This window comes from Neobacillus sp. WH10, assembly GCF_030123405.1.
Lineage (GTDB): Bacteria > Bacillota > Bacilli > Bacillales > Cytobacillaceae > Neobacillus.
Genome location: NZ_CP126110.1, coordinates 1,218,439 through 1,244,143, shown reverse-complemented (window position 1 = coordinate 1,244,143; position 25,705 = coordinate 1,218,439). Strand labels below are relative to the sequence as shown.

31 protein-coding genes and 1 pseudogene are annotated in these 25,705 nt (G+C 33.8%); 2 read left to right on the top strand and 30 right to left on the bottom strand.

Going from position 1 to position 25,705, the window contains the following annotated elements:
* Window positions 1–265: 265 nt before the first annotated feature.
* The 18 genes and pseudogenes from QNH20_RS05750 to QNH20_RS05665 form a co-directional block, all read right to left on the bottom strand.
* Window positions 266–1,495 carry an RtcB family protein gene (locus tag QNH20_RS05750; protein ID WP_283921952.1) on the bottom strand — a complete coding sequence of 410 codons (1,230 nt, stop codon included), beginning with the start codon at window positions 1,493–1,495 and terminating at the stop codon, window positions 266–268.
* A 112-nt stretch (window positions 1,496–1,607) separates the two neighbouring features.
* Window positions 1,608–1,895, bottom strand: coding sequence for a hypothetical protein (locus tag QNH20_RS05745; RefSeq protein WP_283921951.1), 288 nt, complete (start codon window positions 1,893–1,895; stop codon window positions 1,608–1,610).
* Between the two features lie 17 nt (window positions 1,896–1,912).
* Window positions 1,913–2,533, bottom strand: a complete 621-nt coding sequence (locus QNH20_RS05740) for a DUF2750 domain-containing protein (protein WP_283921950.1) — start codon at window positions 2,531–2,533, stop codon at window positions 1,913–1,915.
* A 115-nt stretch (window positions 2,534–2,648) separates the two neighbouring features.
* Window positions 2,649–2,825, bottom strand: a pseudogene (locus tag QNH20_RS05735) (NUDIX domain-containing protein); the annotation flags it as partial.
* 788 nt (window positions 2,826–3,613) lie between these two features.
* Entirely contained in the window at window positions 3,614–4,096 is a 483-nt protein-coding gene (locus tag QNH20_RS05730; RefSeq protein ID WP_283921949.1) for a DUF456 domain-containing protein, read from the bottom strand.
* Between the two features lie 127 nt (window positions 4,097–4,223).
* On the bottom strand, window positions 4,224–4,682 hold the full coding sequence (locus QNH20_RS05725; RefSeq protein WP_283921948.1) for an NUDIX hydrolase: 459 nt from the start codon (window positions 4,680–4,682) through the stop codon (window positions 4,224–4,226).
* Between the two features lie 84 nt (window positions 4,683–4,766).
* Window positions 4,767–5,642, bottom strand: a complete 876-nt coding sequence (locus QNH20_RS05720) for a MerR family transcriptional regulator (protein ID WP_283921947.1) — start codon at window positions 5,640–5,642, stop codon at window positions 4,767–4,769.
* A gap of 77 nt (window positions 5,643–5,719) precedes the next feature.
* Window positions 5,720–6,883 (bottom strand): MFS transporter, encoded by a 1,164-nt coding sequence (locus QNH20_RS05715; RefSeq protein ID WP_283921946.1) that lies wholly within the window; start codon window positions 6,881–6,883, stop codon window positions 5,720–5,722.
* Window positions 6,884–7,213: 330 nt separating this feature from the next.
* A complete protein-coding gene (locus tag QNH20_RS05710) occupies window positions 7,214–7,918 on the bottom strand; it encodes a class I SAM-dependent methyltransferase (RefSeq protein ID WP_283921945.1) in 705 nt (234 codons plus the stop codon).
* A gap of 171 nt (window positions 7,919–8,089) precedes the next feature.
* Complete coding sequence (locus QNH20_RS05705) at window positions 8,090–8,536, bottom strand: GNAT family N-acetyltransferase (RefSeq protein WP_283921944.1); 447 nt, start codon at window positions 8,534–8,536, stop codon at window positions 8,090–8,092.
* A gap of 204 nt (window positions 8,537–8,740) precedes the next feature.
* Entirely contained in the window at window positions 8,741–9,061 is a 321-nt protein-coding gene (locus QNH20_RS05700) for a MazG nucleotide pyrophosphohydrolase domain-containing protein (RefSeq protein WP_283921943.1), read from the bottom strand.
* Window positions 9,062–9,348: 287 nt separating this feature from the next.
* Window positions 9,349–9,816 (bottom strand): 2-thiouracil desulfurase family protein, encoded by a 468-nt coding sequence (locus QNH20_RS05695; RefSeq protein WP_283921942.1) that lies wholly within the window; start codon window positions 9,814–9,816, stop codon window positions 9,349–9,351.
* Window positions 9,817–9,966: 150 nt separating this feature from the next.
* Window positions 9,967–10,605: a DUF1349 domain-containing protein gene (locus tag QNH20_RS05690; RefSeq protein WP_283921941.1), complete on the bottom strand. Its 639-nt coding sequence runs from the start codon at window positions 10,603–10,605 to the stop codon at window positions 9,967–9,969.
* Between the two features lie 314 nt (window positions 10,606–10,919).
* The gene (locus tag QNH20_RS05685; RefSeq protein ID WP_283921940.1) at window positions 10,920–11,387 is read right to left on the bottom strand and encodes a CBO0543 family protein; all 468 of its coding nucleotides are present in this window, start codon (window positions 11,385–11,387) and stop codon (window positions 10,920–10,922) included.
* Window positions 11,384–11,875 (bottom strand): CBO0543 family protein, encoded by a 492-nt coding sequence (locus QNH20_RS05680; RefSeq protein ID WP_283921939.1) that lies wholly within the window; start codon window positions 11,873–11,875, stop codon window positions 11,384–11,386. The genes QNH20_RS05685 and QNH20_RS05680 overlap by 4 nt, the downstream gene beginning before the upstream one ends.
* Window positions 11,876–12,277: 402 nt before the next feature.
* A complete protein-coding gene (locus tag QNH20_RS05675) occupies window positions 12,278–12,751 on the bottom strand; it encodes a GNAT family N-acetyltransferase (protein WP_283921938.1) in 474 nt (157 codons plus the stop codon).
* A 175-nt stretch (window positions 12,752–12,926) separates the two neighbouring features.
* The gene (locus tag QNH20_RS05670; protein ID WP_283921937.1) at window positions 12,927–13,760 is read right to left on the bottom strand and encodes a sugar nucleotide-binding protein; all 834 of its coding nucleotides are present in this window, start codon (window positions 13,758–13,760) and stop codon (window positions 12,927–12,929) included.
* 83 nt (window positions 13,761–13,843) lie between these two features.
* On the bottom strand, window positions 13,844–14,443 hold the full coding sequence (locus QNH20_RS05665; RefSeq protein ID WP_283921936.1) for a TetR/AcrR family transcriptional regulator: 600 nt from the start codon (window positions 14,441–14,443) through the stop codon (window positions 13,844–13,846).
* A 149-nt stretch (window positions 14,444–14,592) separates the two neighbouring features.
* Between QNH20_RS05665 and QNH20_RS05660 the strand changes: the two genes are divergently transcribed.
* A complete protein-coding gene (locus QNH20_RS05660) occupies window positions 14,593–15,798 on the top strand; it encodes a serine hydrolase domain-containing protein (RefSeq protein WP_283921935.1) in 1,206 nt (401 codons plus the stop codon).
* A gap of 361 nt (window positions 15,799–16,159) precedes the next feature.
* On the opposite strand, the gene pdxR is transcribed toward QNH20_RS05660, so the two are convergent.
* Window positions 16,160–17,551 (bottom strand): MocR-like pyridoxine biosynthesis transcription factor PdxR, encoded by a 1,392-nt coding sequence (gene pdxR, locus QNH20_RS05655; RefSeq protein WP_283923357.1) that lies wholly within the window; start codon window positions 17,549–17,551, stop codon window positions 16,160–16,162.
* Window positions 17,552–17,661: 110 nt separating this feature from the next.
* Between pdxR and QNH20_RS05650 the strand changes: the two genes are divergently transcribed.
* Window positions 17,662–18,567, top strand: coding sequence for a DMT family transporter (locus QNH20_RS05650; RefSeq protein ID WP_283921934.1), 906 nt, complete (start codon window positions 17,662–17,664; stop codon window positions 18,565–18,567).
* Window positions 18,568–19,024: 457 nt separating this feature from the next.
* On the opposite strand, the gene QNH20_RS05645 is transcribed toward QNH20_RS05650, so the two are convergent.
* From QNH20_RS05645 to QNH20_RS05595, 11 genes are all read right to left on the bottom strand, one after another.
* Window positions 19,025–19,234 (bottom strand): DUF3951 domain-containing protein, encoded by a 210-nt coding sequence (locus QNH20_RS05645; RefSeq protein ID WP_283921933.1) that lies wholly within the window; start codon window positions 19,232–19,234, stop codon window positions 19,025–19,027.
* Between the two features lie 253 nt (window positions 19,235–19,487).
* Window positions 19,488–20,333 (bottom strand): AraC family transcriptional regulator, encoded by an 846-nt coding sequence (locus QNH20_RS05640; protein ID WP_283921932.1) that lies wholly within the window; start codon window positions 20,331–20,333, stop codon window positions 19,488–19,490.
* A 211-nt stretch (window positions 20,334–20,544) separates the two neighbouring features.
* The gene (locus tag QNH20_RS05635) at window positions 20,545–21,063 is read right to left on the bottom strand and encodes a DinB family protein (RefSeq protein ID WP_283921931.1); all 519 of its coding nucleotides are present in this window, start codon (window positions 21,061–21,063) and stop codon (window positions 20,545–20,547) included.
* Window positions 21,064–21,098: 35 nt separating this feature from the next.
* Window positions 21,099–21,668, bottom strand: a complete 570-nt coding sequence (locus tag QNH20_RS05630) for a histidine phosphatase family protein (RefSeq protein WP_283921930.1) — start codon at window positions 21,666–21,668, stop codon at window positions 21,099–21,101.
* A gap of 331 nt (window positions 21,669–21,999) precedes the next feature.
* Window positions 22,000–22,215: a helix-turn-helix domain-containing protein gene (locus tag QNH20_RS05625; RefSeq protein WP_283921929.1), complete on the bottom strand. Its 216-nt coding sequence runs from the start codon at window positions 22,213–22,215 to the stop codon at window positions 22,000–22,002.
* Window positions 22,216–22,224: 9 nt separating this feature from the next.
* Complete coding sequence (locus QNH20_RS05620; protein ID WP_283921928.1) at window positions 22,225–22,701, bottom strand: DUF2975 domain-containing protein; 477 nt, start codon at window positions 22,699–22,701, stop codon at window positions 22,225–22,227.
* 92 nt (window positions 22,702–22,793) lie between these two features.
* The gene (locus QNH20_RS05615; protein WP_283921927.1) at window positions 22,794–23,186 is read right to left on the bottom strand and encodes a group-specific protein; all 393 of its coding nucleotides are present in this window, start codon (window positions 23,184–23,186) and stop codon (window positions 22,794–22,796) included.
* A 51-nt stretch (window positions 23,187–23,237) separates the two neighbouring features.
* Entirely contained in the window at window positions 23,238–24,272 is a 1,035-nt protein-coding gene (locus tag QNH20_RS05610; protein ID WP_283921926.1) for a serine hydrolase domain-containing protein, read from the bottom strand.
* A 212-nt stretch (window positions 24,273–24,484) separates the two neighbouring features.
* Window positions 24,485–24,922: an SRPBCC family protein gene (locus QNH20_RS05605; protein WP_283921925.1), complete on the bottom strand. Its 438-nt coding sequence runs from the start codon at window positions 24,920–24,922 to the stop codon at window positions 24,485–24,487.
* A 53-nt stretch (window positions 24,923–24,975) separates the two neighbouring features.
* Window positions 24,976–25,341 (bottom strand): VOC family protein, encoded by a 366-nt coding sequence (locus QNH20_RS05600; protein WP_283921924.1) that lies wholly within the window; start codon window positions 25,339–25,341, stop codon window positions 24,976–24,978.
* Window positions 25,342–25,418: 77 nt separating this feature from the next.
* Entirely contained in the window at window positions 25,419–25,595 is a 177-nt protein-coding gene (locus QNH20_RS05595) for a GNAT family N-acetyltransferase (protein ID WP_283921923.1), read from the bottom strand.
* Between the last annotated feature and the right edge of the window lie 110 nt (window positions 25,596–25,705).

Here is a 25,705-nt window from a genome sequence, read left to right as displayed (position 1 = left end):
CTTTTTTTGTAGATTGCTATTTAATATGTATCATTGCGGCTAATCCTAAGTGACTGCTAGGGTCTATTTTTCTTTTTTTTGGTCACTGTGATTCCGGCAGAGTGACCGGTCCGGGCCTTTTTCCTCTTCTGCGGGCACTGTGAAACCTATCTTAATAACCTTTTTGCCGTAACATCATTAATTATAAAGCTTTTATTCGTGTAGTTTCTATTAACCACGGAAATTCGAAAAAGAGAGACCACTTTTAAAGTCTCCCTTACTAACTCTATGATTTTTTATATCTACCAGGATTATATTTTTCACTCGCTTTAAAGTTATAGACTGGTTTGATAAAGCTCGAAATCTTAACTGTTTCTTCAACTTTTTCTAAAATTTCATTCATCGATTTGTAGGCCATTGGTGCTTCATCAAGTGTTTCTTCGGATACAGATGTTGTCCAGATGCCTTCCATTGTATTGTGGAAATCGTCCATTTTCAAGGTTTTCATCGCCTTTGTCCGGCTCAAGACGCGACCTGCTCCATGCGGTGCCGAATAATTCCACTCTTCATTACCTTTTCCAACTGCTAAAATTGACCCGTCTCTCATGTTGATTGGAATAATGAGGCGTTCGCCTTTTTGCGCCGAAACGGCACCCTTACGTAAAATCAGGTTGTTTGTATCAATGTAATTGTGCACGGTATCGAAACGATCTATTTCTTCAAATCCCATATTATCTGTAATCGCCCTGGCAATTTCTTCGCGGTTTGCTGTTGCAAAGCTTTGGGCTAATTTCATGTCGTGGATATAGTGATCGAAGTCCTCGCCTTCCAAATAGGCCAAATCATTTGGAATGACTGGGTTCTTTTCTTTGTAGCTTTGGATGGCTGCTTGGATTTCCTTTTGACGACCTTCAGCCTTTAATTTTTCAATCATATTGGTTAAATCATTTTGACGAAACTTTGAAATGGCTACCTTTTGATAGTAGGTCGCAATCCTGGCCCCCACATAGCGGCTGCCGGTATGAATCGTTAAATAGTGGTAGCCATCGGTATCGACAGAAACTTCGATAAAATGATTGCCGCCGCCAAGTGTTCCCAAGCTATGAAGGCTTCTATTTTCACTTAATATATGCTCCGTTTTAAATTCTTGAATGGTTGGAAAACTAGTGTTAATAAATCCGACAGTCTCATCTGAATGAAGCTCCTGTCCGCTCGGGACGTAGGTACGAATTACGTTATCCAGCTTATTAAAATCAACCTTTTTGTCCTGAAGCTTGACGGTTAACACGCCACAGCCAACATCGACGCCAACCAGGTTCGGGACAACTTTATCCTTTAACTGAATGGTTGTGCCAATCACACAGCCTTTTCCGGTATGATAATCTGGCATAATACTAATCTTAGTATCCTTTAAAAAAGTCTGATTGCACAGTTCTTGAATTTGCTCGAGCGCTGTTTCCTGCGGATAATTTGAAAATACCTTTGCTTCTGTTTGTGACCCCGTTATTTTTATCACATATTTTCCCTCCTTCAAAAAGCAGATTACCAACATGCTACCATTTTCTGGACATTTAGGCAAAGTTTTTTGGGAGACAAAATGGTCAATTTGCGTGCAACAAACTGTCAAACTACTGGTTTAAAACAACATATCCCAGCCATCCAACTAATAATAGATTGGGTATAACCAACAAAACGGCAACCCAAATCATTTTCTTTGTTATGAATTTTGCTGCACCAAGATAAAGGAGTGGAAAAATTAACCCCCATACTAGGAAACGTGGTGTAGCAGCTAGGTATAGCGACATTGGTAATATAAGGATTGAAGCTAAAACAAGGAGTTTAGATTTCCTTGTACCCAGGGCTATTATGGAGAGAATTAATGAGGCAATCGTACAAGGCCAAAATATTAGCTGCATATAACACCTCCATATTTTTAAAGGGCTTTACTACACGTTTTTATTTGATCAATAATCTCGCTTGGTTCCATTTCGTGTCCAATCAATTGTTTGCCACGCCAATTTATCCCAATCATTAAACCATCATCCTCAAGTTCTGTTAACCAGTTTAAAAAATCATCTAAAAGAATTTCAATCGGTTTATACTCTTGATAAACTCGCACGCTAGCAATGATTTTCTCTGCCCCAAGTTTCGAGGACCAAAATGGCAGAAAGCATTGTCCTTCCATATTTGTAGCAGTAGGAACACCTTGCTCATTTTCAATAGTCCATACTTTTTGATTTTTTTCTAGCTCTTCAAAAAAAGAATCGCCATAATAATAATCTTCTACTATTTTAGGACTATTGGTTTCTGCTTCATCTTCATCGAATTCTCGTTCTTCAATCCATTGTTGGTAGTGCATGACTTCGTGAGCTATACTATTTAATATCGCAAAAATAGCACTCTCATATCCGCTTTCCGAAACTAATTCTTCAAAGTCACCCGTTGCCACTCTAATATAAGGCTCGACATTCTTTTCGAATGGGGCAAAAAATGTAGCACTTACCAACTCTTTAGTATCAATCGTTTTTATTTGATAATCTTTTTTTAGGTACACTACAACCCTTATTGGAAAATCCATTTTTAAACGCAGCCAAACTGCAAAATCAATACATTTTTACCCAACATTTCCATTTACACCTTTTTCACTTCTTATTCTCAAACCCGAACGCAATATCGATACCTGATTCTTCTTTAGTTTCCCTAATAGCAGCATCCTTCAATGATTCTCCTTCTTCAACCTGCCCACCAGGCATTTCCCAACCTCTTCGTGGCCCTTTGATTAATAAAATTTCATTCTGGTTGTTCAGCACAATAGCTGCTGCTGAAACAATATGCTTTGGTGTCATCTAAAACCCTCCTTTCTACAATAATTGCATTTCAATACTCAATCCAAAATCCACAAATATTTACACCTTGGATTTCTTTAATATCCCCTTTATCGTCAGCAAGTTAAATTGACCTTTGCAAATAACACATTCCAATCAAATGTATAACCATCTATTGAAAAAATTCTTGCCTTCGCTCTTAATGAGTTATGTATTCATATTAATCTAAACCTTTTACAAGAAATTGATAAACCGAATATATAAAAACAACCCCCATTAATACATAGTTCAAATTGAACACTTCCCTATTACCAATTATCTTCCTTATATATTCGGTAATGTTGAGAAAATAACCTTTTATTATTATTTTTTCAATAAAAATACCACTTTCATAATGGAAGAAACGCACTTGTTTACAATCCCGATTTTGCCTTCTAGATGGGGGTTTCCCGGGATTTTAAGCCCAAACATCGATGTAGGAGCCTTCTACGTAGGGATTTCCTAAACTTTTTAGCTAAAACATCGATGTAGAAGCCTTCTAATAGGAATTTCCCGGGATTTTAATCAAAAAAGTCCACGTAGCCTCCTCATTACGCTACAATTTCCTCCAATTACGACATATTTTTAAAAACTTATTACATATATTTTTGCGTTTATGACTTAAATCTGAACACTTACTACCTATTTTTCAAAATATACGACATTTATTAGATATTAATTGGAAATCCTTTGGATATGATTGACTTTATCGTGGAATATTCTCCGAATAAAGAAAACAGGCCTTTTCATGCAACGAAAAGCCTGCTTTCTTAAAAAATCACGCCAAATACAAAAACACCAATCATAATAAACTGGATAATCGCTTTTGCAAACGTTCCGCTAAAAAACGCAATTAAGGTAGCAAACGCCACTTTAATGGATTCTTGGAATGTTTTCTTTTGTATCATTTCAGCAATTAATACTAATGCAAACGGCACAATAATGACGCCAAAAGGCGGTATTACAAAGCTTCCAACAATTAATCCAATCGTTGCAGCTCTCATTCCCCATTGAGATCCCCCTGCTTTATCGACAAAGTGAAGATTCGCTAAATAATCTGCTAAAAAAATAAAAACCGTTAATAACCCCAACATGGTCCACGTTATCCAAGTAAGCTCATTTGAATTTACCCCAAAATGATATAACACCACTCCAACCCAAATCAACAAAACAGAAGGAATAATCGGATAAACGAGTCCAATAAAACTAAAGATAAAACATGCGAAAATAATAATCCAAAATATGATGTCCAAGATATAAATCACCTCTTTTTTCTATTCTTATTTAAATTTTCTTTGCCTGATACATCAGATCTATGATTAACTTGTCACTGAGTAAAAATAACTATACTGATCCTTTTGTTAAATTAGGGAAATTAACTTAATTACACAATTGTTCATTAAAAACAGTTATTGAATAAACTTTTTGATTTAATAAACTATCCATTATTTGCCTTATTACATTTGCCTCACGAAGTTCATTATTATCAAAATTCTTAAGTTCAGATACCTTAATCCATTTACTGTCTATAATTTCGTCCTCTACAATCTTCAATGAATCTCCGGTAATTTCTCCAGTAAAATGAAATAAAATCACTTGATTATTTGAACTGCTGATAAAATTATATATACCAGTTGTGCCAGTAAGTTTAACATCAAACCCGGTTTCTTCTTTAACTTCCCTACAGGCAGCATCGAGTATGTCTTCTTTATGTTCAATACGTCCGGATGGAAAATTCCATTTATTAATTGCAGATGGTTTATTTTCTTTTATAATTAAAACTTCGTCGTCTTTAATTATCGATACACTAACCACTAAAACAATGCTATTTTGAGTCATTTTCTTATCCCCGATTTTATATTTTTAATTTATTTACTCACTTTTTCTCATAACACCTAAAATCCTTATTAACTCAGTACACCTTCATGTATTTGTCACCTTCAACTTTCCATTGTCTGTAGATTCTGCTACTCGTATTCTCATTTCAATCAGATATTCTTCCTGTTGATTCGGAGAATAATCAATGTGTATTAAAGATTCATATATATCACTGATAACCGTTAATTGATGGACTGCAACATAATTAAGTAGTTTTTGTAAATTCAAAAAGTAATCTTCTGTTGATATGCTGTTAAACGTAATACATACGTATTTACCTTGTGGAATTTTTGTGACTTCAGTATCCTGCCTAAGTAATGAAATCTGTTTATTTGTTAAAACAGGTGTAAATAAATATCGATAAGTAACTTCATCAATATGTTTATAAGGCTGATATGAAAAAATGGCTCCATAACCATTGTTTCTAAATCCTTCTGTCGACGCAGCAAATTTCTTCAATTTACTGTAAGAAGCATTTAAAATATTTTTCGGATCAATCCCTTCTGCCTTTGTCTGTATAATTTGTATTTCTTCTTCATATGAAAGAAACACTTCACCAAGTGCAGGATATTCCTTCTGCCTTTGCAACCCCTTTTTAGCATTCGCAATAATTTGTTCGATTTCTAATAAAAAATCTATTTTTTTTCTTACATTTTTTTCTTGTTCCGTTAAAAAGGCGAAAAAATCATCTCTCTTTAATCCTTGTACTTTCTTCATTTCTTCTAATGGTGTACCAATATATTTAAGTGATTTGATTATATCCAGAAGATAAATTTGTGAGTCTTTATAATAACGATAGTTAGTATCCGGATCGACATAAGCAGGTTTAAATAAGTCGATTTTATCGTAATAACGAAGAGCTTTAATAGAGATATTCACTAGTTTTGAGACTTCACCAATTGTGTAAAGTTTTTCCTTCATTTCCATCACTTCCTTACTATAAGTATAGTAAAGAAGCGTATTCTTTTCGATAAAAAAAGAATACGCTTCTAGATTTCTTAAGCTGTGCGATATGCTGGCTCTTTCCAAGCAAGGGTTAACCCAATACCGGCTGCTAATAAGACAGTTGCAAAATAAAATGGATAGTTTAAATCGATATCGAATAACATCCCGCCAATAATTGGGCCAATTACATTACCGATACTAGTAAACATCGAGTTCATACCGCCAACAAATCCTTGTTCATTGCCGGCAATTTTAGATAAATACGTTGTTAGAGCTGGTCGTATTAAATCAAATCCAAGAAATATTGTTACTGTAACAAGTAAAATCGAAAAGTATGAGTTCACGATTGTTATTAAAAATACGAGTATGGTTGAGAGAATTAGGCTGTAACGAATTAAACGAATTTCACCCCACCATTTAGTAAAGTTATTAAATAAGGCAACTTGAACAATCGCTCCTATAATGCCTCCACCTGATATCATGATAGCAATATCCTTCGATGTAAAGCCAAATTTATGATCGACAAATAGAGCGAATAACGATTCAAAGGCTGCTAAACCAAACTGTGAGATTAAAATAATCATAAAGGATATAAAATACATCGGTGCAAAAATACGTTTAATCCCTGATTTTTGCCCTGTTACTTCTTTATTTTCAGTATTTCGATCTGGCTCACGAAGTGCGATAAAAGATAAAATGGCTGCGAATAAGCCTAAACCTGCTGCAAAGAAGAACGGTAAACGAGAACCAATCTCTGCTAAAAAACCACCAACACCAGGCCCAATAATAAAACCTGTTGAAATAGCTGCGGACATATATCCAAGCGCTTTTGGCCGTGTATCAACCGTTGTAATATCTGCAATAAATGCTGTTACAGCTGGCATCACGAATGCTGCACTGACACCGCCAAGCATACGAGAAATAAAAAGAACTTCAACTGTTTTTCCAATTCCGAATAAAAACTCTGAAATACTAAAAATTATTAGACCATTAATGATCATTCTTTTTCGCCCAAATCGGTCTGCCCAACGGCCCGCAATTGGTGACACAATTAACTGTGTGACAGCAAAAGTAGCAACCATATAGCCTACAACTGATCCAGATAAATTTAACTCATTCATGATTGTAGGGGTAACTGGAATAACAAGGCCAATTCCTAAAAAGGCAATAAATAGATTCATTAATACTATAGCTAACGTCATGTTTTGTTTTTGCATATTTTTCTACTCCTTAAAAAAACTTACAAAACATAATGTAAATCCTCCCCTAAGGGGAGAGTCAACAAATCTACTCTCATATTCTCTCGGTTTTGTCCTGAGTCCACGCCTTTTTAGAGCATAACTGTAATAATATGGTATCATATATAATTTTATTTCCTTTTTCTATCACTAACTTGCCCCTAAAATACAATAAAAACAACAAAATCCTGCATTATAAATACAGGATTTTGATCGAACCTTATTACAAATTTTAAATCTTTATTATAAACACCGCAGCCACCCCATCCTGAACTCTTGTACCTTTTACGTGGGGAATAAAAATAATAGTTAATATTTTTGAAATAGAGCAGTTAATAAACCAGATACACCGAAAACCTCGTTTGGTTGTTTTATTTCCTTCATTTTTCTTATTTCGATTTCCCTAAAATCTTTAAATATAGACCTTAATTTTTCCTCAGTATAGCCCAGTCCTCCTTTTAGGCTTTGCAATCTATAAACTTCCCAATCCGATATTTCTGCTCCGCCTAACTCGCCGCCTTGGACAAAACAAGTAATTGCAAAGAAACCATTTGGTTTTAAAGCCTTTTTCACTAAATTTATGTAACTCATTCTTCGGTGAGGAGCAATATGGTGAAAACAACCTGAGTCATAAACAATGTCATACGTACCTTCTTCAATGTCTAATTCAAATATATTTTCTTTTATGAAGTTTACACTTACATTCTTTTCAATTGCTCGTTCTTCTGCCCATTTAAGCGACTCTTGTGATAAATCTACAGCATTAATGTTACAACCTTTTTCAGCAAAAAAGATTGCATTCCGACCAGGACCACAGCCAAGTTCAAGGACTTTTCCTGGCCTAAATAGATTATTTTCAAAGTAACCAACTAAATTTTCGTCAGGAGAATTAGTAAAAAAAGGTACACCTTTTTCACGGTCAGAATAAAATTGATCCCAAAACTGAGTCGGCTCACGTAATAAGGAATCTAACATTTCTAATAAATCTTCATAATCATGAATAGTTTCTTTCAAAAGTTACCCCTTCTTTACAATTAAATTTTTTGTAAAACAGTACTGCCCTTTAACCAACTATGAATCAGAGCTTTACCACAGAAAATGTAAGAAAAAAATAGTTCTTACATAGTACTACGATAAGAAAATGGAGATTGACTAAGCTGTCCCAATTTTTAACTTTACGCCCATTTAGTTGATTAGTGACTTTTCAAGTATTATTTTAATTTCTCCCTTTTCATCTGTATATGTACTAATAACATCGAACCCCTTTTTAATATTCAAAATCAACATTTTCCTCCATTTATTCATAGTTTTTGTTTGAACAATTTTATATCTATTTTCTTTTAAATACTGGTGTTGAATATCCATTAACTTAGAGGCCACACCATATTTCCTAAAGTCTTTATCAACCCCTCCTAACCAGCTATAAAATTTGTCGTGATCAAGTTCATAACCAATTTTATAACCAATCACATGTGTATCTTTTATTGCAACATTGATAAGCAAATTTTTTTTACTTTCCATTTTGTTAACCAAATGATCCGAGTCACCAAAAATCGATCTATGTAAGTTCATAATGCCTTCTACTATATTATTATCAGGAATTGAACTAAATTGAAAATACTCAAAATTCATAATATCCTTCTCCCTTTTAGCGATTGTTTTGTTTTTATTCTATTACACCTTGCTTAAATCCTTTTTTAATACAAGAAACCGTTAGCCCTTGTGAAGCAGAATATCCATTATAATTAAAATTAGTCTTCTGCAATATGGCCTAATTAAAAAAGGACACCTTCTTATTAAAGAATAGCGCCCGATTATTGAAGAAAACTTATTATCCTAATCATTAGAAAAACGTTCTGACAGTTTCTTTTTATGTGACTGAAACACTTCTTCTAAAGGAATATTGTACTTGTTTGCAATCACAATTAAATTACCTAAGACATCTCCTAACTCCTCAGTTAATTCCTGTTTATTCTCCTCATAAGAACCCTTTACTTCATCAGGCCTATCCCTGCCAATCTCAAGGGCTCTTATAGCTCGTGCAACTTCGCCCGTTTCTTCTGCTAAAAAGCCAATACGAATAAAAATGTCTAACTCAGACCAGCCCCTGCTTTCATAATAATCATTTACCCATTGTTGAAATTCAGTTACATTCATTTTCATCTACCTCCAATACAATAACCTAAGTTTACCAAAATAGTGAAAGTTTAATATAATCTTTAATGGCGATTCTTTAGGGGACGATTAATTAAGCTTTCTTACAAATAAAATATTCTAGGTCAAATTTCAACTAATCTATCTAAAACAACCTGCGCTCGTTTACAAATTAAAAAAGGGAGTTACTAAAACGACCACAAGGCTTTACTTAATTACCCGTTCCCTCACTCCCTTTAATGACTATGCCAAAAAATCTTCAACTTTTGCATCAGTTAGCTTAAGAAGAGTTAAATTTTCTCTTGAAGAAACTCAGTAATTCTATCTTCTGAGATTACTTGAATTCCGTTTCTTTTAAGTAAAGCAGTAGTCACTCCATTTCCTACAATTTTCTTACCTTTAAATTCACCATTATAAATCATCGAACTCCCACAAGAGGGGCTAAACTCCTTAAGAATGACTACTGTTGCTTCAACCTCTTGGGCTTTTCTTAGAGTTGCATAAGCCCCTTGGATATAGAGTTCTGTAACGTCTCTACCCGATTTTCCCACCACTTTAGCCTTACCATTAAGAACATCGTCCCCATTGCCACCAACTATTTCAGCTGGTTCTCTTGGAGTTGAAAAGCCACCAAGTAATTCTGGGCATACACTTATTGCTTGGTTTTCTTCTAACAGTTGACGTATCTTTTTATCTAAACAATGCGTACCATTATATCTTACTTCTAACCCAGCTAAACATGAGCTCACTAAAATCATTTTTTATCACCACAATCTAATAATACTTACCTGTGCCGGTAGTGTAACAAGTAAAAGGCTGGCAACAACATTGCCTTTCAACTCAAGCAACCGTTAATAAGATTCATTAAAACAAAATTAATAAAAATATAGAATTCTAGATAACTATCGTTATAAGTAAACTTCTTTTGGATCATTAGAAAGTTCTTCAATAGAAAGAAAATCAAAACGGACATGCTGTTCTTTACCTTGGGGACTGCAAGCGTATAATCCTGCTAAAATAGGTGCATCAACTGGAACGTCTAAGTGAGCGATTCGAATCTGTCTCCATTCTTCTCCATCCCAAGAGAAATCAACATAACAATTTTGAGCAATCTTAGATATTCGAAAGTATAAGTTTACGTCTTTACACTCTACGTATTGTGTTGACCAATCGGAATATCCTCGATTTGTAACTACTGCCCCTAATTTACTTAAGCCATTTGGTATGTACTCTAATGAAGTTTTAACCCACATGTCCTCTGAGAATCGAATCATCAACCCTGCTTGGTCATACTTTGCCCTCGGTAATGCTTCAACCTTTGTTGTCATTCTAAAATTCTTTTTTGTTTTTATATAAAGAAAATGGCCATTATCTACTTGAAAACCATAATGTGTTTTTTGCCAATAATCCGTTTCCGCATCGGTTTCTAATACAAGTTGAGAACGAGTGGTGTCAATAAACCACTTCTGAGGTTCACAACGCCATTCGAGTATACTATTCAATTTTTCACTTTCAAATTTCTCATTTAGAATCCATTCTTTTCTCAAAAAAACACCTCCATATAAAAATAAAATTTAAGCTTTATTATTTATTATTATACTTCCTTCTTTGAGAAACAACTTCTTTAGTACAAAAAGAAAAAGCTGCCCTTTTAACAGCTTTGATCTTCAACTCTTGTACCTATTTGTATTATAAGGCTAGCCAGATGTTCTAGTTAACCTTATTCAATATGGTCTTATTATAATCGTTGTCAGGGTAGAACGAAGCACCCGTGGGCCCTAATTCCATCAAACTGTACACCCTGTGCTTATTAAACTCGAAAATGATTACAACATAAAAACCGCTTCCCCAAAATTCAATGTTATACTAGTCCCTTTTTAAACCAAAATACAAATTTTTTTACAATATATAAAATAATTAAGTTACTTATTACACTATAAAACCAGTTCCATTTTTTGAAATACAATAAAGAACTGTATTTTTCAATGACAAATGAATAAGTGGCAATTGCTATTGCAAATATCAAAAAATGTATACAGATTCTTAATTTCATTTTTTCTGTAGGATATAAAAAAATAAAAAATACCATAAAAGTTGGAGATATAAAATAATGTAGAGAAAAACTCATCTTTGTAGCAGTATTAAATTCTCGAAACGGAAATTCCACTAAACCAAATAACACTTGTAAGTATTCAAATATCCATGCAATCGTTTGTGCAAATATAAATGTTATATGTGCATATCTTTTATTTTCCTTCGGTATATATTTCAGCAATAAATATGCTGATATTAGCCACGAAAGTAACAATATAAGTATTTCTTTTATCATCTGCTTTCAACCTTCACTAATCTTTTTCTAAACCAGAGATAATATTTATGATTTATAAACAACGAAATTATTACAGTTACTAGTGTCCAATACCATTTCCATTCATGATATTTCACGAGTGTTGTATACCTCTCAAGAACTACCTCAACAATAGTGAAGAAACCCGCAAAGGATATGAAATATATTAGTGCGTCTTTTCTTTTAATTTTATTTGGATAATACAAACTAAAAAAAATTGCAACAATAGGAAACACAAAGAATTCAAATGAAAAACTCGTTCTGTTATATTCATTTGCCTTTGGATATAACTGTGTAGGATATTCAATCCAGCCCATTTCTACGGCAAATAAGCCAGCTGGCCAAGTAATAATTTGGAGGAACAAATATAAAACCCATGCATCTCTTACCTTTTCTCTTGGCAACAATTTAATAATTGCAATAATGCATAGAAGCGAAAAACCTATTAACATCCATCTGTCAATATTCATACGATATTCACCCTAAAAAGGAATTAATGTTTGTATTATCTTCCTTTTTAAAAAAATTATTACTTTTTTGCAAAACGAGGAAGTCAAGATTATTCCTTTCATTTCTTCTCAAATTAGTTTACTGGGTTAGGTCATTTTAAAAGGCTTCTTTAAAGTATTCTTCTTCAACTCCTGTAGGTTCATGAAAAAGCGTTTATTCGACCTCTGGATAACCTAGTGCAAATATTCTATGTAAGAGTTCATATCTCAAATATTATTCCTCAGATTTTATTCAAGAAGAGCCTTTATTAAAAATAACTTAAAATTTCCACCTTCACGTCCCTGCTTTGATACTTAAATAAAGAAAAAGTGATACTTCGTTATTGAAGCATCACACTAGTTGACTTAGGAATTAACTATTAATTAAACTAAATGTTTCACAAATAAAACTCTGTCTTGAGCTGGTCCATCATAGTTAGTGTTTACTATAATACCATCAATTTTTTGATCTCCCTCTTCAATAATAAATCCCATCTTGGTATGAAAGGCAATCGAACCTTTATTGACAGGAGACGTTACACAACGAACAATATTTCGGCCATTTTGTTTGACCACGTTAAAAAATTTATTGTATAACTGTTTTCCAACAGCATGCTTTCTATAATCAGGATGAACTCCAACGAAATGTATATATGCCTCATTTGAATAAGATTGAGAAAAAAATCCAATTAGAAAACCCACAAGTTTACCTTCCTTTTCGGCAATGAAACTTGTATTTGTAAAATGGTTGAAGAATAATTTGGGTAACAGATCTGACATATTTCTTCCGCCCCACCACTCATTGATTAGTGGAGAAATTACATAGTAGTCTGAACCTTTCACTGAACGAATTTCCATTTCAATCCTCCAATTTATGTAAAAGTCAATTTAAACTAATTATATCATTATGAAAATATTTGTTGTTGCTTCTTCCATTAAATTGCTTCGTTTACTCAAAATAAAAAAAAAGCTGCCAAATAAGGCAGTTCAATCTTACAATAAAGCCCTGTTGGCTTCATATCTCACTTGCCATTTATTCCAACAAGTAAGAAATGATTTCTTGATTCGTACATTGTAGTGAGCTTGGAATATCAACACGGTTTGAATTTAGTCGAAAATAGAAAGTGTCGACTTTATCCTGATATAAACGATTTCGTAATAGGCTCTTTTCATTTGCAAGTTTACTTACAATCTGTTCAAAAAATTGACCTTGAGTCATCATATCCACTGAACCTAAGTGAAATATCCCTTTTAAATCATTTTCAATAATAAATCGTAGTTGTTTTGCTAACTGAACATCTAAAAGATTGTTACATACAAGATTGCTGTAAACATCTATCACTGTATTATTTTTTATACTTTCTTTGATTAAGCTCCACCTTGGAGAATTTTTACCCCATATCGCTGGAATTCGGATGATTACCACTCTCTCATCCAAAATTTCTTTTAGCATATTTTCACAATTAATTTTGAATTTCCCGTAATCTGATTCGGCAGTAGGTATATCTGTTTCTGTATGGGATCTTGATAAGTCACCATCAAACACATTAGTGGTAGAAAAGTAATAAACACGGCTGCTATTTTTTTGTAATTCTTTAGCCAATTCTTTATGAAACCTGAGCTGTTGATCAAACTCTCCTCTTAGGCAAGAAATCACGATGTCGGGTTTAATTGTACTTATAATTTCCTTCAGCTTATCGATTTGCTTAACTTCTAATTGGAACTGCTTATCATTGGGAAGACTTGTTAACGAAGAAAAATATGTTCCATAAAGGGCAAATTCATTCGTAAATTCATCTATTAAAGCTTTTCCTACAAGACCACTTGCACCTAGAATAAGGATCTTTTGCATCACAATTTCCCCCATTCAAAAAACTCCTTTATATTATAAAACGAAAATTAACTAAAAAAAGATACGGCCTAAAGTAAGAATCTTAAAATAGATGAAATTCATTCTTTATTTTTTGTCAGGCCTTCTGATAGACATTCGATCATTTTGTTCATCATCTTTGAAAAAGTTGGTTCTCCAATTTCTTGTCGATGTAATGGAATAAGTATGGCTGTCCGAAAAAGGCCAATAAGTACCTCAGGATCATCTTCTGTTACACCTTTTTCTTGTAGAAATTTTACAAAATCCAAAGAACTATCTAAATCTTCCTTTGCATGATTATCCAGAAGTTCCTTAGGAAGTCTTTTCACAATTCGTTCATATTCACCTCTTTGATAAAGACTTTGTAAAAATGGATTTTGCTCTATAGTTTTAAACGATAACTCAAAGAAGCGAATTAAAAGTTCTTTTGGTGGTAGAGACTCCTGCATAATTTCTGAAATAATTTTATTTTTCACCTCTTCCTCTTTTCGCAAAACTGCGTAAAACAACTCTTCTTTTGATGAATAATATGTATAAAAAGAACCTTTTGCGATTCCACATGCGTTTACTATGTCATCAATACTAGTTTTAGTGAATCCATACTGAATAAACAGTTCTTTACCCTTAATGAGAAGGGCTTCGTGTATTTGTTTTCTCTGTTCAGATGTAATTCTTGCCATATCAACTTCACTCCGCTTTTATTTGACTATTTGTAGATTTTTAGTCAAATATTTGTTAATTTTATTTTATTGTATGATCTTTATTTTGTAAATACATAAATGTTATTTCTGAAGGATCGCTAGATTTTACTTAAAAAAGGTGGAAAAACATGGATATAAAAAATAATGTATCAGTTCACGGATTTGTTGCACCAGGATTTGAATCAGTAAAGGATGAATTTATTAGGAACTTCACCAACAGAGGAGAAGTTGGAGCTGCCTTTTCTGTATATATTAATAATGAAGCAGTCGTTGATTTATGGGGTGGATATCGAAATCGGCATACTCGTGCAGAATGGGAAGAAAATACGCTTGTTCAAGTATTTTCAGCTACAAAAGGTTTTGCTTCATTGGCTTTAAGTTTAGCGCATTCTAGGGGTTACATTAACTACGATGAGAAAGTGTGTTCATATTGGCCTGAATTTGCTCAGAATAGAAAAGAAAAGATAACCGTTAGACAGCTTCTAGCACACCAAGCAGGGCTGTCACCTCTAAATGAACTCAGAATTGATAATTTAGAAGACTTAGATACTTCTCGTTTGTCGGTTTCCCTTGCTGCAAGTAAACCCGCTTGGGAAATTGGAAAAATACATGGCTACCACGCTTGGACAATCGGGACCTTAATAGGAGAACTGATTAAAAGGACAGATCCAAAACAGCGAACCCTAAAAGATTTCTTTCAAGAGGAAATAGCAGAACCATTAAAAGCAGAGTTTTATATTGGTCTTCCCACAGATGTTTCGGAAGATAGAATAACAACTATTGAAGGAATAAATCACCCCATTCAATTACTTAGGGGAATAACAAAGCTGCCAAAAAAAATGTTACTTGGTTTCCTTAATACAAAGTCATTAGTAGCTAGAAGTTTAGTAGACCCCAAAAAATTTGTAGCAAATGACAATTTTAATCATCGGCCAATTTTATCTATAGAATTTCCTTCAGGAAATGGGGTAGGACAAGTACGAGCCATGGCAAAAATTTATGGTGCTTTTGCTAGCGGTGCAAAAGCACTAGGAATAAGTGAAGAAACAATAAATGAATTAAGCAAAATGGCCACACCTCCGATAGAAGGGTATTATGATTATGTGAATTGTATAAACATAGCCTATTCCTTGGGGTTCTGGAAGCACTTTTCTGATATGAAATTTGGACGAAGTGAAAGTTCTTTTGGTCACCCCGGTGCAGGAGGATCATTCTGCTTTGCTGATCCAGATGAGAACTTAGGATATGCTTATGCGATGAATAAACATGGCTTTGGAATGGCTAATGAACCAAGAGAACTCGCACTAAGAAAAGCTTTGTACAATTGCCTATGAAAAAATAAATAACGTGAAAGTAGTAAAAGATATTTTGTTTTAGTCAAGAATAGTAGGGAAAATGTCATGTGTTAAACAGTTCACATAAAATGATACGTTTTTTTCTTTAAGAAACATCGTCGCATTTTATGTCCAGATTTGCTTAGTGTATCTTTTCGGTAAAATGTGGGCGCTGCCCCATGTCCATCAAGCTAAGATTTTGAGAACCCCCCTTAACGAAAATTTCACCTTTTTCAGCTATTTAAGGGTATTAAGCTCACTTTTTCCTTTTGGGGGAACAATTAATTTCTTAACTTGACGGCGATGTATGATGACCCCTAATAGGAAGAACGAAAAAAATTTTTTAGGGGAAAAATCAAGATTACAGCCAAATTTTTGCTAATTGAGAAACTCCTTCTATTATCTTTTTTTCACATAAATCACCCAATCCAAGTTGAATATGCGGATATCGTGGTATATATTTCGAGAAATATTTTGAACAAGGATAAACTACAATTCCGTGTTCATATGCCCTTTCAATTAGCATTTTTTCACTCATTTCTGTTTTTACTTCAATAATAACGAAAATTCCGGAGCTACCACCTTTTATTTCAACATAATTCTTAAAATGTTTTAATAATTCCCTATTCAATAAATTCATTTTACGTTTATACAAAGCTTTCATCTTCCTTAAGTGTGAGTACCAATATCCTTCATTCATAAAGGTCGCCAGTGTTCGCTGATGAATAGATGAGGATGTTTGCTCAAGCAAAGGGAGTATCTTTTTATATTCACTTATTAGCCTCCTAGGCAAAACCATATAACTGACACGGATAGAGGGTAGCAGTGCTTTTGAAAAAGTTCCTAAATAAACCACCCTATCATTAGAATCTAAACTTTGAAGAGACGGTATAGGTTGATGGATGTATCGAAATTCACTATCATAATCATCCTCAATAATATATCCTTCCACCCTTTTTGCCCATTGAATTAACTTTAATCTTTCATTGACGGGGATAGTCACTCCATATGGAAAGTGGTGAGTAGGAGTGACATATAAAAGTCTAGAAGGCGATTTTAAAAGGAGATCGACTTGGATGCCTTGTTCTTTTACCGGGATTGGATCAATGATAAATGATTGAAGAACAAAGAGTTCCCTTGCCACATTATATCCAGGGTCTTCTACTGCCAGATAATGATAGTCTTGCTTTAGCAACAGCGACAAAAGTAATAACAAGTGCTGTGTGCTACTGCCAATAATAATTTGTTCTGCAGAAGTATTAACTCCTCTTGATTGAAACAAGTAATCTGCTAGTACATCCCTTAATTTAATGTCGCCTTGTTTTTCTCCGTATGAAAACATGCTAGAGTCTTTAATGATTTTGTTTGTAAGCATTCTCCATTTTTTCAAAGGGAAGTTCTCTTGATCCACTGTCCCAATCTTAAAGTCAATAGTTTTCATGGCAACATGATTTGTTTCATGATGCTGTTCTCTAATGGGCTCATAATTAAGTGTCTCATCCGATATAGTAGCCTCTACAAAAAATCCCTTTTTGTTCTCACTTCGAATATATCCTTCCGATTGCAGTTGTTCATAGGCTACTTGAGTTGTGTTTCTGCTGACCTCTAATTGGATAGCAAGTTGTCTAATCGATGGCAACTTTGTACCCTTTTCTAATTTACCAGATAAAATCTGAGTACGTATGTATTGATAAACTTGTTGGTACATAGGAGTGTTACTTTCTCGATTGATATTAAATATTAGTTCATTCATCATTGTAATACCTCATCTGTCATTTCTATTTATTGTAAACTGTACCTTTTAGAAATGACAGTATAAATGAATAATGAATTTAGAAAAAAATTTGATATGGGAGAAAACTCATGACAATATTTATGTACATATTTTGTTTGATTGTATGGGGACTCAACTTTATTGCAGTAAAAATTCAAGGAACTCCTGTCAGCTTAGAATTATCCTTAACTTATCGTCTTGTTATGACAGCCTTTTTATTTTTGATTCTTGTTTGGTTCCTTCGACCAAGAGGGATGCCAACAAGAAAAGATATCCCATTTGTAATAGTTTTTGGTGTATGTAACTTTGCATTAAGCTATTTATGCCTTTATTACGCCACAATTTTGAGTTCTGCAGCAATCGTAACATTGGTTTTTTCATTAAAGGTGATTTTGACCCCGATTACCCTTTGGATTTTTTTAAAAGAGAAGTTACATTCACGCGTTTTGGTTGGGGGGATTTTTGGTGTATTAGGCGTATGTATTCTCATCTATCCGAATTTGAACAACTTTCAAGGGTCCAATGACATAAAAGGAATTATGGTTGCGATCTTAGGTACGCTTCTTACAGCAGTAGGTGATGCCAGCTCGGCACGAAATGCAAGTCACAAGGTGAATCCTATCTATGCAAATGCCATTGGATTTACAGTGGGCAGTATATTGATGGGAGTAATTGTATTATTTCAAGGACAAGAATTTATATTTCCAACATCGTTTTCATATTTATTTATGTTGCTATATTTAACTCTGGTTGCTTCATTTGTAGCATGGTTATTCTATTTGAAGCTTGTAGAAAAAATTGGAGGAGCTCGAAGTGGCTATATGGTTGCACTTTTCCCGGTAATTGGAGGAATAGCTTCCGTTTTAATCGGTGAGTCAGACTCATCATCGTATTTGTTTGCTGGTTGTTTTTCTAGCTGTATTGGCGCTGCTATCGCATTAGGGTTTAGAACTCGGAAGCAAGTTGCGAAATTACCTCTAAAAAGAGTTAATTAAGAAGGAATAAGTGTTGTGAACTTGAAAATAGAGCTCATTTATTTGGTATGCAAAACTTTAAAGAGCTTATACTGGATCTTTAGAAAAAAGAAAAAATCTCAAGTGAAATTAAACTTATATAATCTTAGCTTGATGGGCATGGGGTATCGCCACATATCCATCAACTTAAGAAATTGGTTGTTCCTCAAAACGAAAAAATCGAGCTAAATTCTCATAAATAACTGTAAAATGCTAAAATTTTCGTTTTGGGGACATTTCAAAATACTAGCTTGATAGATATGGGGCGCTGCCCCTAATAATGTTTAATCAATTTAATACGAATAACCTTGATAAAACGAACAAAAAGAAAGAGCGTGTTTTGAAAAAAAGATTGATCAAAACACGCTCTTATTAATTTCAATTGAATTATTCTTTTATACCATTGTTCTTCTTCATACAGATAGGTAAGAGTTTAAAGTTAACGCTCCCTTTTCCCCTTATCATCACCTTGTTTGATTTCCTCTTCCTTTTCTTCATGAAATTCAACTGTTTGTGCAGTAATATAATCGAATGGAGTGTAGTTATTATCCGGAAGTGTTCTATTTTTTATTATTTTGTAAGCAATTATTCCAATTATGCAAACTACTAGAACCGAAAATAATAAAGTTAATGACATTAACATTATCATGTAAAATCTCCTCGATTTTCATCATTATGACATATATGGTATTACGTTTTTTATATCTAGGAGTTTCAAAAATTTCACTTTATTAGCGATTACTTTAGATTCCACGAATCACTATTGCTTGTCTAGCCTGCTCCGCTCAATACCAAAAAGCTATGAAATGTTATTGTTGATATTGATATAAAATAAGAGACCTCCAGCATGGCTGGAAGTCCTCCTGTCTTTTTCGATAAAAGCTCCTTATATGAATATGTAATTATTTAGGTATAACAGGAACCCATAGTTCATGTCTTGGTTTATGCTTTGGTCCGTAATAACATTCGATACATGGTAAATTAGCCAGTTCATAACCAGATGTCGGAACCCATTCTGAATATAAACGTTTCCATGCCTCTACAATATTCGGAAAAACTGCCCATGTACTTGGAGGAATAATAAGTGTTTCCATATCACTTGGAGGCTCCCCATCATATCGTACCCCCATAAAATAAGCAAATTCATCCTCTGTTATGGCTGCTTCATTTCCACAAACGCCCAAGAGGCTTTCAAGTGTACATTTTGGATTTTCCCATGACATATCAATTAACTTTTGCATAAATCCATCTTTTTTTGCACTGTTCCAAAGCGTAGGAATTGTTTTAAATGCTCTACCTGTTTTTACAAGCTTACTCTTCCCTATTATTCTTAATTCAAAATCAATATTCTCAATTCTATACTCCATTTCAGTGTCTCCTTTAATTGAAATTTGAAAGGAGATTCTTGGAAAGGCTTTTAATTGAACCCCTTTATTGCGAGCATCAGAGGGTTTTAATCCAAGTGTTTTTTGAAAAGCACGTGAAAATGAGTCGGCAGAGTCATATCCATATTTCATTGCCAGGTCGATAATCCTAATATCACTTTTTTGAATTTCAAACGCAGCAAGTGTTAATCGCCTACGTCTAATATATTCTGAGAGTGATATCCCTGAAATAGCTGAAAACATCCTTGAAAAATGATATTCCGAACAAAAAGCGACCTGTGCAATCTTTTTATAATCTAACTCTTCATCAAGATGATTTTCAATGTAATCCAATGCGTTATTCATTCTCTCTAGCCAATCCATATTTCCACTCCTTTCAAGACTTAATTTAAAGGAAATTGGACTTTTTGATCCGACTTTTCATGCACAAAGATGTCGGATATTTTGCTTCCCAATAAGCTTAATTCTATTATCTTTAGATAATTCCCTTCTTTTAACCTGCTTCTATAGTAAAACAAGAAAAGCTGCCTCAGTGTCAGCACTGATCTTTCATTCACTCTAGCACTCCTAGAGATCATTTATTTTTTAAAATTGAAAGAATTTGAAATATTTGTCCCCTATGATGTGATTCGTGTTCAATTAGATGGTAGATCACCCACTCAGGTGTTACATCATAGTGCTTAAGACTCCTTGGCTTACGCCAATCCTGTAAATCCATTGATCGAAAATGGGTAAGTAATTCATCTCGTACAGATTTTAGACGATTTAAATGTTCATCTAGATCCTGTCCCTCAATATTTGTCAAGGTGTTATCGTTATTACGGTCTTCTTGAGGAAATAACAAACGAATCTTGGGGTTCCACTCACCACCAAGAACTTCTTCATAGAACCAGTCCGCCTCAATCAAAGCGATGTGATATAACAATGATCCGATTGAATGCCCTCCATGAAGTTTTGTATCAAGATCAGACTGACTTAGTCCTGATATTCTCTCTAAAATAGTTCGCCTAACGTCTTCTAAACACCAGATCCATCTTCCAATCTCTGGTTCAAAATCTGGTAAAGGAACTACCATTAAATTTTTTCTCTTCATTTTTTTTCTCCTTCCTTTGACTAGTGGATCCTAGATCAAGAGCAGCTAGTAATTTTCCATATTCTATTAACTTCTAAAATCTTTGTTTTATCAAAAGTTAATTTATATATATCTGGCATATCTAGTTCTTTCCAAAAATGAAAACCAAATTGCTTATCGAAATAATTCATGATTAAAACCATCAAATTGCCATGTGTTCCTATAGCAATATTTTCACCTTCATACTTTTCTAAAACGTTTAAAGTAGCCTTTACTCCTCTTGCTTTGGCCCGAATATTAGACTCTCCACCTTCCAAAGAGAAACTATCATCTTCCCAAACTCTTGTAACAGCAAATTGGAAGTTGACTAAAGGTTTTGCGGACAATTTCCTTTCTTTAAAATCATGGACAATCTCAACCTCTTGACCAATATATTCAGCTACACCTTCGACTGTTTGGATTGCTCTCTTGTAGGGACTTGAAATGACTCGATCAATATTCTCGTTTTTTAGTATTTCCGTAATTTTTTCTGCATTCACCAAGCCTTGATCTGACAAAGCTCTTCCCATTTCATCAGGGGAATATTTAGAATGAGCATGGCGTACAAAGTACAAATTAGTAATCAAATTCCACCCCCTATTTCTTCTATCAGGCTGCTTACATAACCAAAAAGCATAGCAACCATTAGAGTAATCGGGTACTGCTTTATTGTAAATTATTTAACTCTAGCAAGTATTTGGTTCATTGAAGTACCTGCAGTTTCCTTCTATCACACATTTTACAATAATCAGAATATATAGTATATAGCTAACATATCACATTACCTTCCTCGTCAACTTCATGGCTCATTCCACTTATAACCATTTTTCTGGATAAAGAAATCTAAATGTACTATTGAATAAACTTACAAATAAAGAGAAGCTGTTTGTTCAGTTACCAAATAGCTTCTCTTTATTCTTAAGTGTCAATGTCACTTCTGTATTCTAGAATTTCACCTGGTTGACAATCTAATGCTTTACAAATGGCATCTAAAGTTGATATTTTAATGGCTTTTGCCTTTCCATTTTTCAGTATTGAAAGGTTAGCCATTGTTATTCCGACTCTCTCTGAAAGTTCTGTGACGCTCATTTTTCTTTTTGCTAACATCACATCTATATTGATAATAATAGCCATATAATCACCTCAAACTGTCAAATCATTTTCTGCTTTTATTTCCAATGCATTTCTTAATAGTTCCTGAAGAATTGCGGTAAAGAGTGAGATGACAAAAGCCGCAAAAACGATTGTAAATCCAATGATTGCTATTCCTGGATGTAAAGCATTCTGTGATACAAGCAAAGAAATCCCTATCACATATATGATAATTATTGTATTTGCGCAGTACTTAATATGTTTTAAGGAGACTACAGCTAATTCTGAAAAAGCATTTTTACTTTCAATATAACCTAATAACTTAAAAGCTTGATACAGCGCAAGGAAAAACGGTATCACAGTAATATACAATCCTAGAAGAACAGGTAATCTCAAATGAGCATACTCTGGATTTATCTTTGCTGCTTCTCTTGAAAGCCCTGGCAGAAAAAATATACACAAGGCTAGACTAATAATCCCAATAATAAAAATAGCCAGCTTTAAAGAAGTTGTTGTTCCTCGTTTCATAAAGCACCTCACTTTTAATCGTTAGCCTTATGATAATGCAAATTATATCGTTTTACAATAAATTATTATCATTTTGTATTATATTTTTATTGTTATCCCTTTAGTTTTATTGTCACAACATCGATTAGCTCATCAATAGTTCCAAAGCACTTTTCAACCTCAGGCAAATGATAAAATGTACTCGTTTCTGCAAAATTATTAACCTCTTCATTTGGCGAATAAAGATAAATTTTTTTGCCTTGCCCAAGGGCAATACCTAGCTCAATATGGCTTCCTTTGCCTGCTGGCAACAAAACAACAATAAAATCTGTATCAATTACTGCATTCTTTTCCTTTTGACCCATCTCTTCTAGTTCTTCAAATGTCAAGGCTCTTTCATTTTGAGTCCAATCATATGTATGAATAAATCCCTTGTCTTTAAACTTCTCACTTACAAACCTGACTTGATCAATATTATTAAAACCCGATGCTACATAAAACTTCATTTCACATCCCCCTACTTTTTTCCCTCTGCATGGTGGTTCAACAACGAATGTTTAAAAAGTAAGGGAATTAAATACTTCCCCAATTATCCCCTTCAATTGATGAACACCTAAATCTGTATTAGTCATTATGACTGCTCCTTTTTCTAAATAAGGATACGCCACCATCATACTTTGAAAGCCAACACCCCAACCAAGTGATGAAATTTCAATTTCATGTTCTGAACCATTTAGAAAAACACCTAGTCCAGTCCACTCTTTACTACCTTGAGAGGTAATCATTTCTCTTACTTTACTTGATGAAAGACCAATCTTACTTTCACCTTTAAGTGAACTCATTAATTCAATTACCAAAATGGCTAAATCATAAGGTGTTGTCCATAGTCCAGAAGCTGCTGGATAGGGATAAATCGGATATTTACCATTTACTATCTTTCCATTAAAATGACCACAAGAAAAATCTTCTCTTCTTACTTTTGGTATTGTCTGTAGAAATGAACTATTTTTCATTTCTAATGGTTCAAATATATGTTCATTCATAACTTCATTAAATGGCTTTCCAATTCTATCTTCTATTATTTGTTGTATGATACAAAAACCTGCATCTGAATATTGAAAGTCGCTCTCCGGTTCATACTTTACTTTAATAGGTACATTGCAATAAGGCGTTCTTCCCTCTAATAAATCAACTATTGTTGGAAAGCCTTGAGTGGAATTAAGTTCAGCAAAACTACCTTCAGGGTCCGTAACTCCAGATTGATGGCTAAGTAACCTCCGTAATGTTACTTTATTTTTTTGAGTTAATTCATTATCTGGAACTTTCCACGATATAAGTCTATTATTTACATCTTCATCTAAATCAAGAATCCCTTGTTCAGTAAATTTCATAACTAGTATTGATGTTAGAAATTTGCTGATAGAACATGCATTAAAAATAGAATTACTGTTTACCTTATTAGTGGTTCCTGCTTCAAGTACACCATAGCCTTCTGTCATATTGATTTGACTTTCATCAATTAATGCAACGCTTAGACCAGTTACATTATAATGTTCCATACGATCACTAATGCTTATATTTTCTATCTTCATATAATGCCCCCACTTTTTTAATCCTTAGAATAATCTTAACACGAATATATGTTCCTCTGCATGTTTTTAGATTATTAATTATTTCATTAACGTGCTTTCGTTAGATGAACAACAAAAATGCTGCCGAAGCAGTAAATGATTTTGATATATAGAACCTGTTAGAACAATATGAAATTTGCACAAAAAAAGAGCCAATTGGCTCTCTTTTTAGGTCAATCCTTCACTAATCCACCTCTTAATCGATTCACACCAAATTCTAGATAACCCTTTAAACAGGTTAACATAAAAACCCAGCCTTCCTTATTATCTAGTAATTTCGGTATTAATTCAGCATCATTTTCATTAAATCCATCTTCGCTAACTTCAATAGTTGTAGTTGAATGATCTATCTCATTCAGCGCAATCGAAACAATATGCCCTTCTCCATTTGCTCCCCACCGGAACACTATTTTCTTATTAACCTCGATTGCCAATACTTCTATATCAAGTTGAGCATTGTATTCATCATATCTCACTGTAATCGTCTTACCTTGTTCCCATCTTTCAGAACTTGACGAGAACCAAAAGTTCCCGATTTTCGAAGGATCTACGAACGCTTCAAATACTTCATTAGCAGGTTTGAATATTTTCATTTTTGTAAGGTTGTTCATAAAATTCATCATCCCTCTTTGGATTTATTAACATACTTTACTCAGTCTTCGTTTTATTTTTGATAATTGAGCAGCCAGCCAATGCCAAACTTATCAACTATATTTGCATGAATCGCTCCCCAAAATGTATCCTGGAGCGGAGCAGTAATTTTTCCAGATTTGCTTAGGGAGTCATACACTCTTCTAATTTCATCTTCGCTTTCACATTCCAAGCTGATTCGTACGTTATCCCCTTTAAGGGTCTTGCCGAAGGTATCTGAAAAGTGAATGATGCTGTTTCCTAGATAAAGCTCGGCGTGTAAACACTTACCATCATTACTTTTTTGAATGTTCTTGATTTCACCGCCAAATAGACTTTGGTAATATTCTATTACCTCCAGGCAGTTATCAACAAATACATATGGACTAGCACTTTTCATAATAATTTCTCCTATTGTTTTAATTATTCTTTTATAATGTGTTAAGTCTCCTTCTGACAGAATCTTATATCCATTTTTCATATCCTCTTTTCAAATGCAGCCCTCATAGGAGTATTTTCAACATCGGTATCAGAAAAAATTCTCCAAACACCAATATCTTGTAATATTCTCGTTGCTTTGAGGAGTAATTCGTTAATAAATCCTCTTCCTCTATATTCAGGTACTACACCAATATAGTGAATGGTTCCTTCCATTAATCCATTCTTCTCACATCCCTAAAAACCACTGGCTGGATGATGCCCACGATTTCTTCGTTATAATAGATATTAACCGTTTAGTACAAATATTAGAATCTTATTATATT

Coding starts and splice junctions, on each gene's coding strand:
- QNH20_RS05670 (WP_283921937.1), bottom strand. CDS start 13,760: ATGGGGGAAATTGTGATGCAAAAGATCCTTATTCTAGGTGCAAGTGGT.
- QNH20_RS05725 (WP_283921948.1), bottom strand. CDS start 4,682: ATGACTCAAAATAGCATTGTTTTAGTGGTTAGTGTATCGATAATTAAA.
- QNH20_RS05680 (WP_283921939.1), bottom strand. CDS start 11,875: ATGAATATTGACAGATGGATGTTAATAGGTTTTTCGCTTCTATGCATT.
- QNH20_RS05635 (WP_283921931.1), bottom strand. CDS start 21,063: ATGAAGAGAAAAAATTTAATGGTAGTTCCTTTACCAGATTTTGAACCA.
- QNH20_RS05605 (WP_283921925.1), bottom strand. CDS start 24,922: ATGAACAACCTTACAAAAATGAAAATATTCAAACCTGCTAATGAAGTA.
- QNH20_RS05610 (WP_283921926.1), bottom strand. CDS start 24,272: ATGAAGATAGAAAATATAAGCATTAGTGATCGTATGGAACATTATAAT.
- QNH20_RS05715 (WP_283921946.1), bottom strand. CDS start 6,883: ATGCAAAAACAAAACATGACGTTAGCTATAGTATTAATGAATCTATTT.
- QNH20_RS05745 (WP_283921951.1), bottom strand. CDS start 1,895: ATGCAGCTAATATTTTGGCCTTGTACGATTGCCTCATTAATTCTCTCC.
- QNH20_RS05650 (WP_283921934.1), top strand. CDS start 17,662: ATGACAATATTTATGTACATATTTTGTTTGATTGTATGGGGACTCAAC.
- QNH20_RS05615 (WP_283921927.1), bottom strand. CDS start 23,186: ATGAAGTTTTATGTAGCATCGGGTTTTAATAATATTGATCAAGTCAGG.
- QNH20_RS05675 (WP_283921938.1), bottom strand. CDS start 12,751: ATGGAAATTCGTTCAGTGAAAGGTTCAGACTACTATGTAATTTCTCCA.
- QNH20_RS05620 (WP_283921928.1), bottom strand. CDS start 22,701: ATGAAACGAGGAACAACAACTTCTTTAAAGCTGGCTATTTTTATTATT.
- QNH20_RS05625 (WP_283921929.1), bottom strand. CDS start 22,215: ATGGCTATTATTATCAATATAGATGTGATGTTAGCAAAAAGAAAAATG.
- QNH20_RS05695 (WP_283921942.1), bottom strand. CDS start 9,816: ATGATTTTAGTGAGCTCATGTTTAGCTGGGTTAGAAGTAAGATATAAT.
- QNH20_RS05595 (WP_283921923.1), bottom strand. CDS start 25,595: ATGGAAGGAACCATTCACTATATTGGTGTAGTACCTGAATATAGAGGA.
- QNH20_RS05720 (WP_283921947.1), bottom strand. CDS start 5,642: ATGAAGGAAAAACTTTACACAATTGGTGAAGTCTCAAAACTAGTGAAT.
- QNH20_RS05700 (WP_283921943.1), bottom strand. CDS start 9,061: ATGAATGTAACTGAATTTCAACAATGGGTAAATGATTATTATGAAAGC.
- QNH20_RS05645 (WP_283921933.1), bottom strand. CDS start 19,234: ATGATAATGTTAATGTCATTAACTTTATTATTTTCGGTTCTAGTAGTT.
- QNH20_RS05685 (WP_283921940.1), bottom strand. CDS start 11,387: ATGATAAAAGAAATACTTATATTGTTACTTTCGTGGCTAATATCAGCA.
- QNH20_RS05640 (WP_283921932.1), bottom strand. CDS start 20,333: ATGGATTGGCTAGAGAGAATGAATAACGCATTGGATTACATTGAAAAT.
- QNH20_RS05660 (WP_283921935.1), top strand. CDS start 14,593: ATGGATATAAAAAATAATGTATCAGTTCACGGATTTGTTGCACCAGGA.
- pdxR (WP_283923357.1), bottom strand. CDS start 17,551: ATGAATGAACTAATATTTAATATCAATCGAGAAAGTAACACTCCTATG.
- QNH20_RS05665 (WP_283921936.1), bottom strand. CDS start 14,443: ATGGCAAGAATTACATCTGAACAGAGAAAACAAATACACGAAGCCCTT.
- QNH20_RS05600 (WP_283921924.1), bottom strand. CDS start 25,341: ATGAAAAGTGCTAGTCCATATGTATTTGTTGATAACTGCCTGGAGGTA.
- QNH20_RS05705 (WP_283921944.1), bottom strand. CDS start 8,536: ATGAATTTTGAGTATTTTCAATTTAGTTCAATTCCTGATAATAATATA.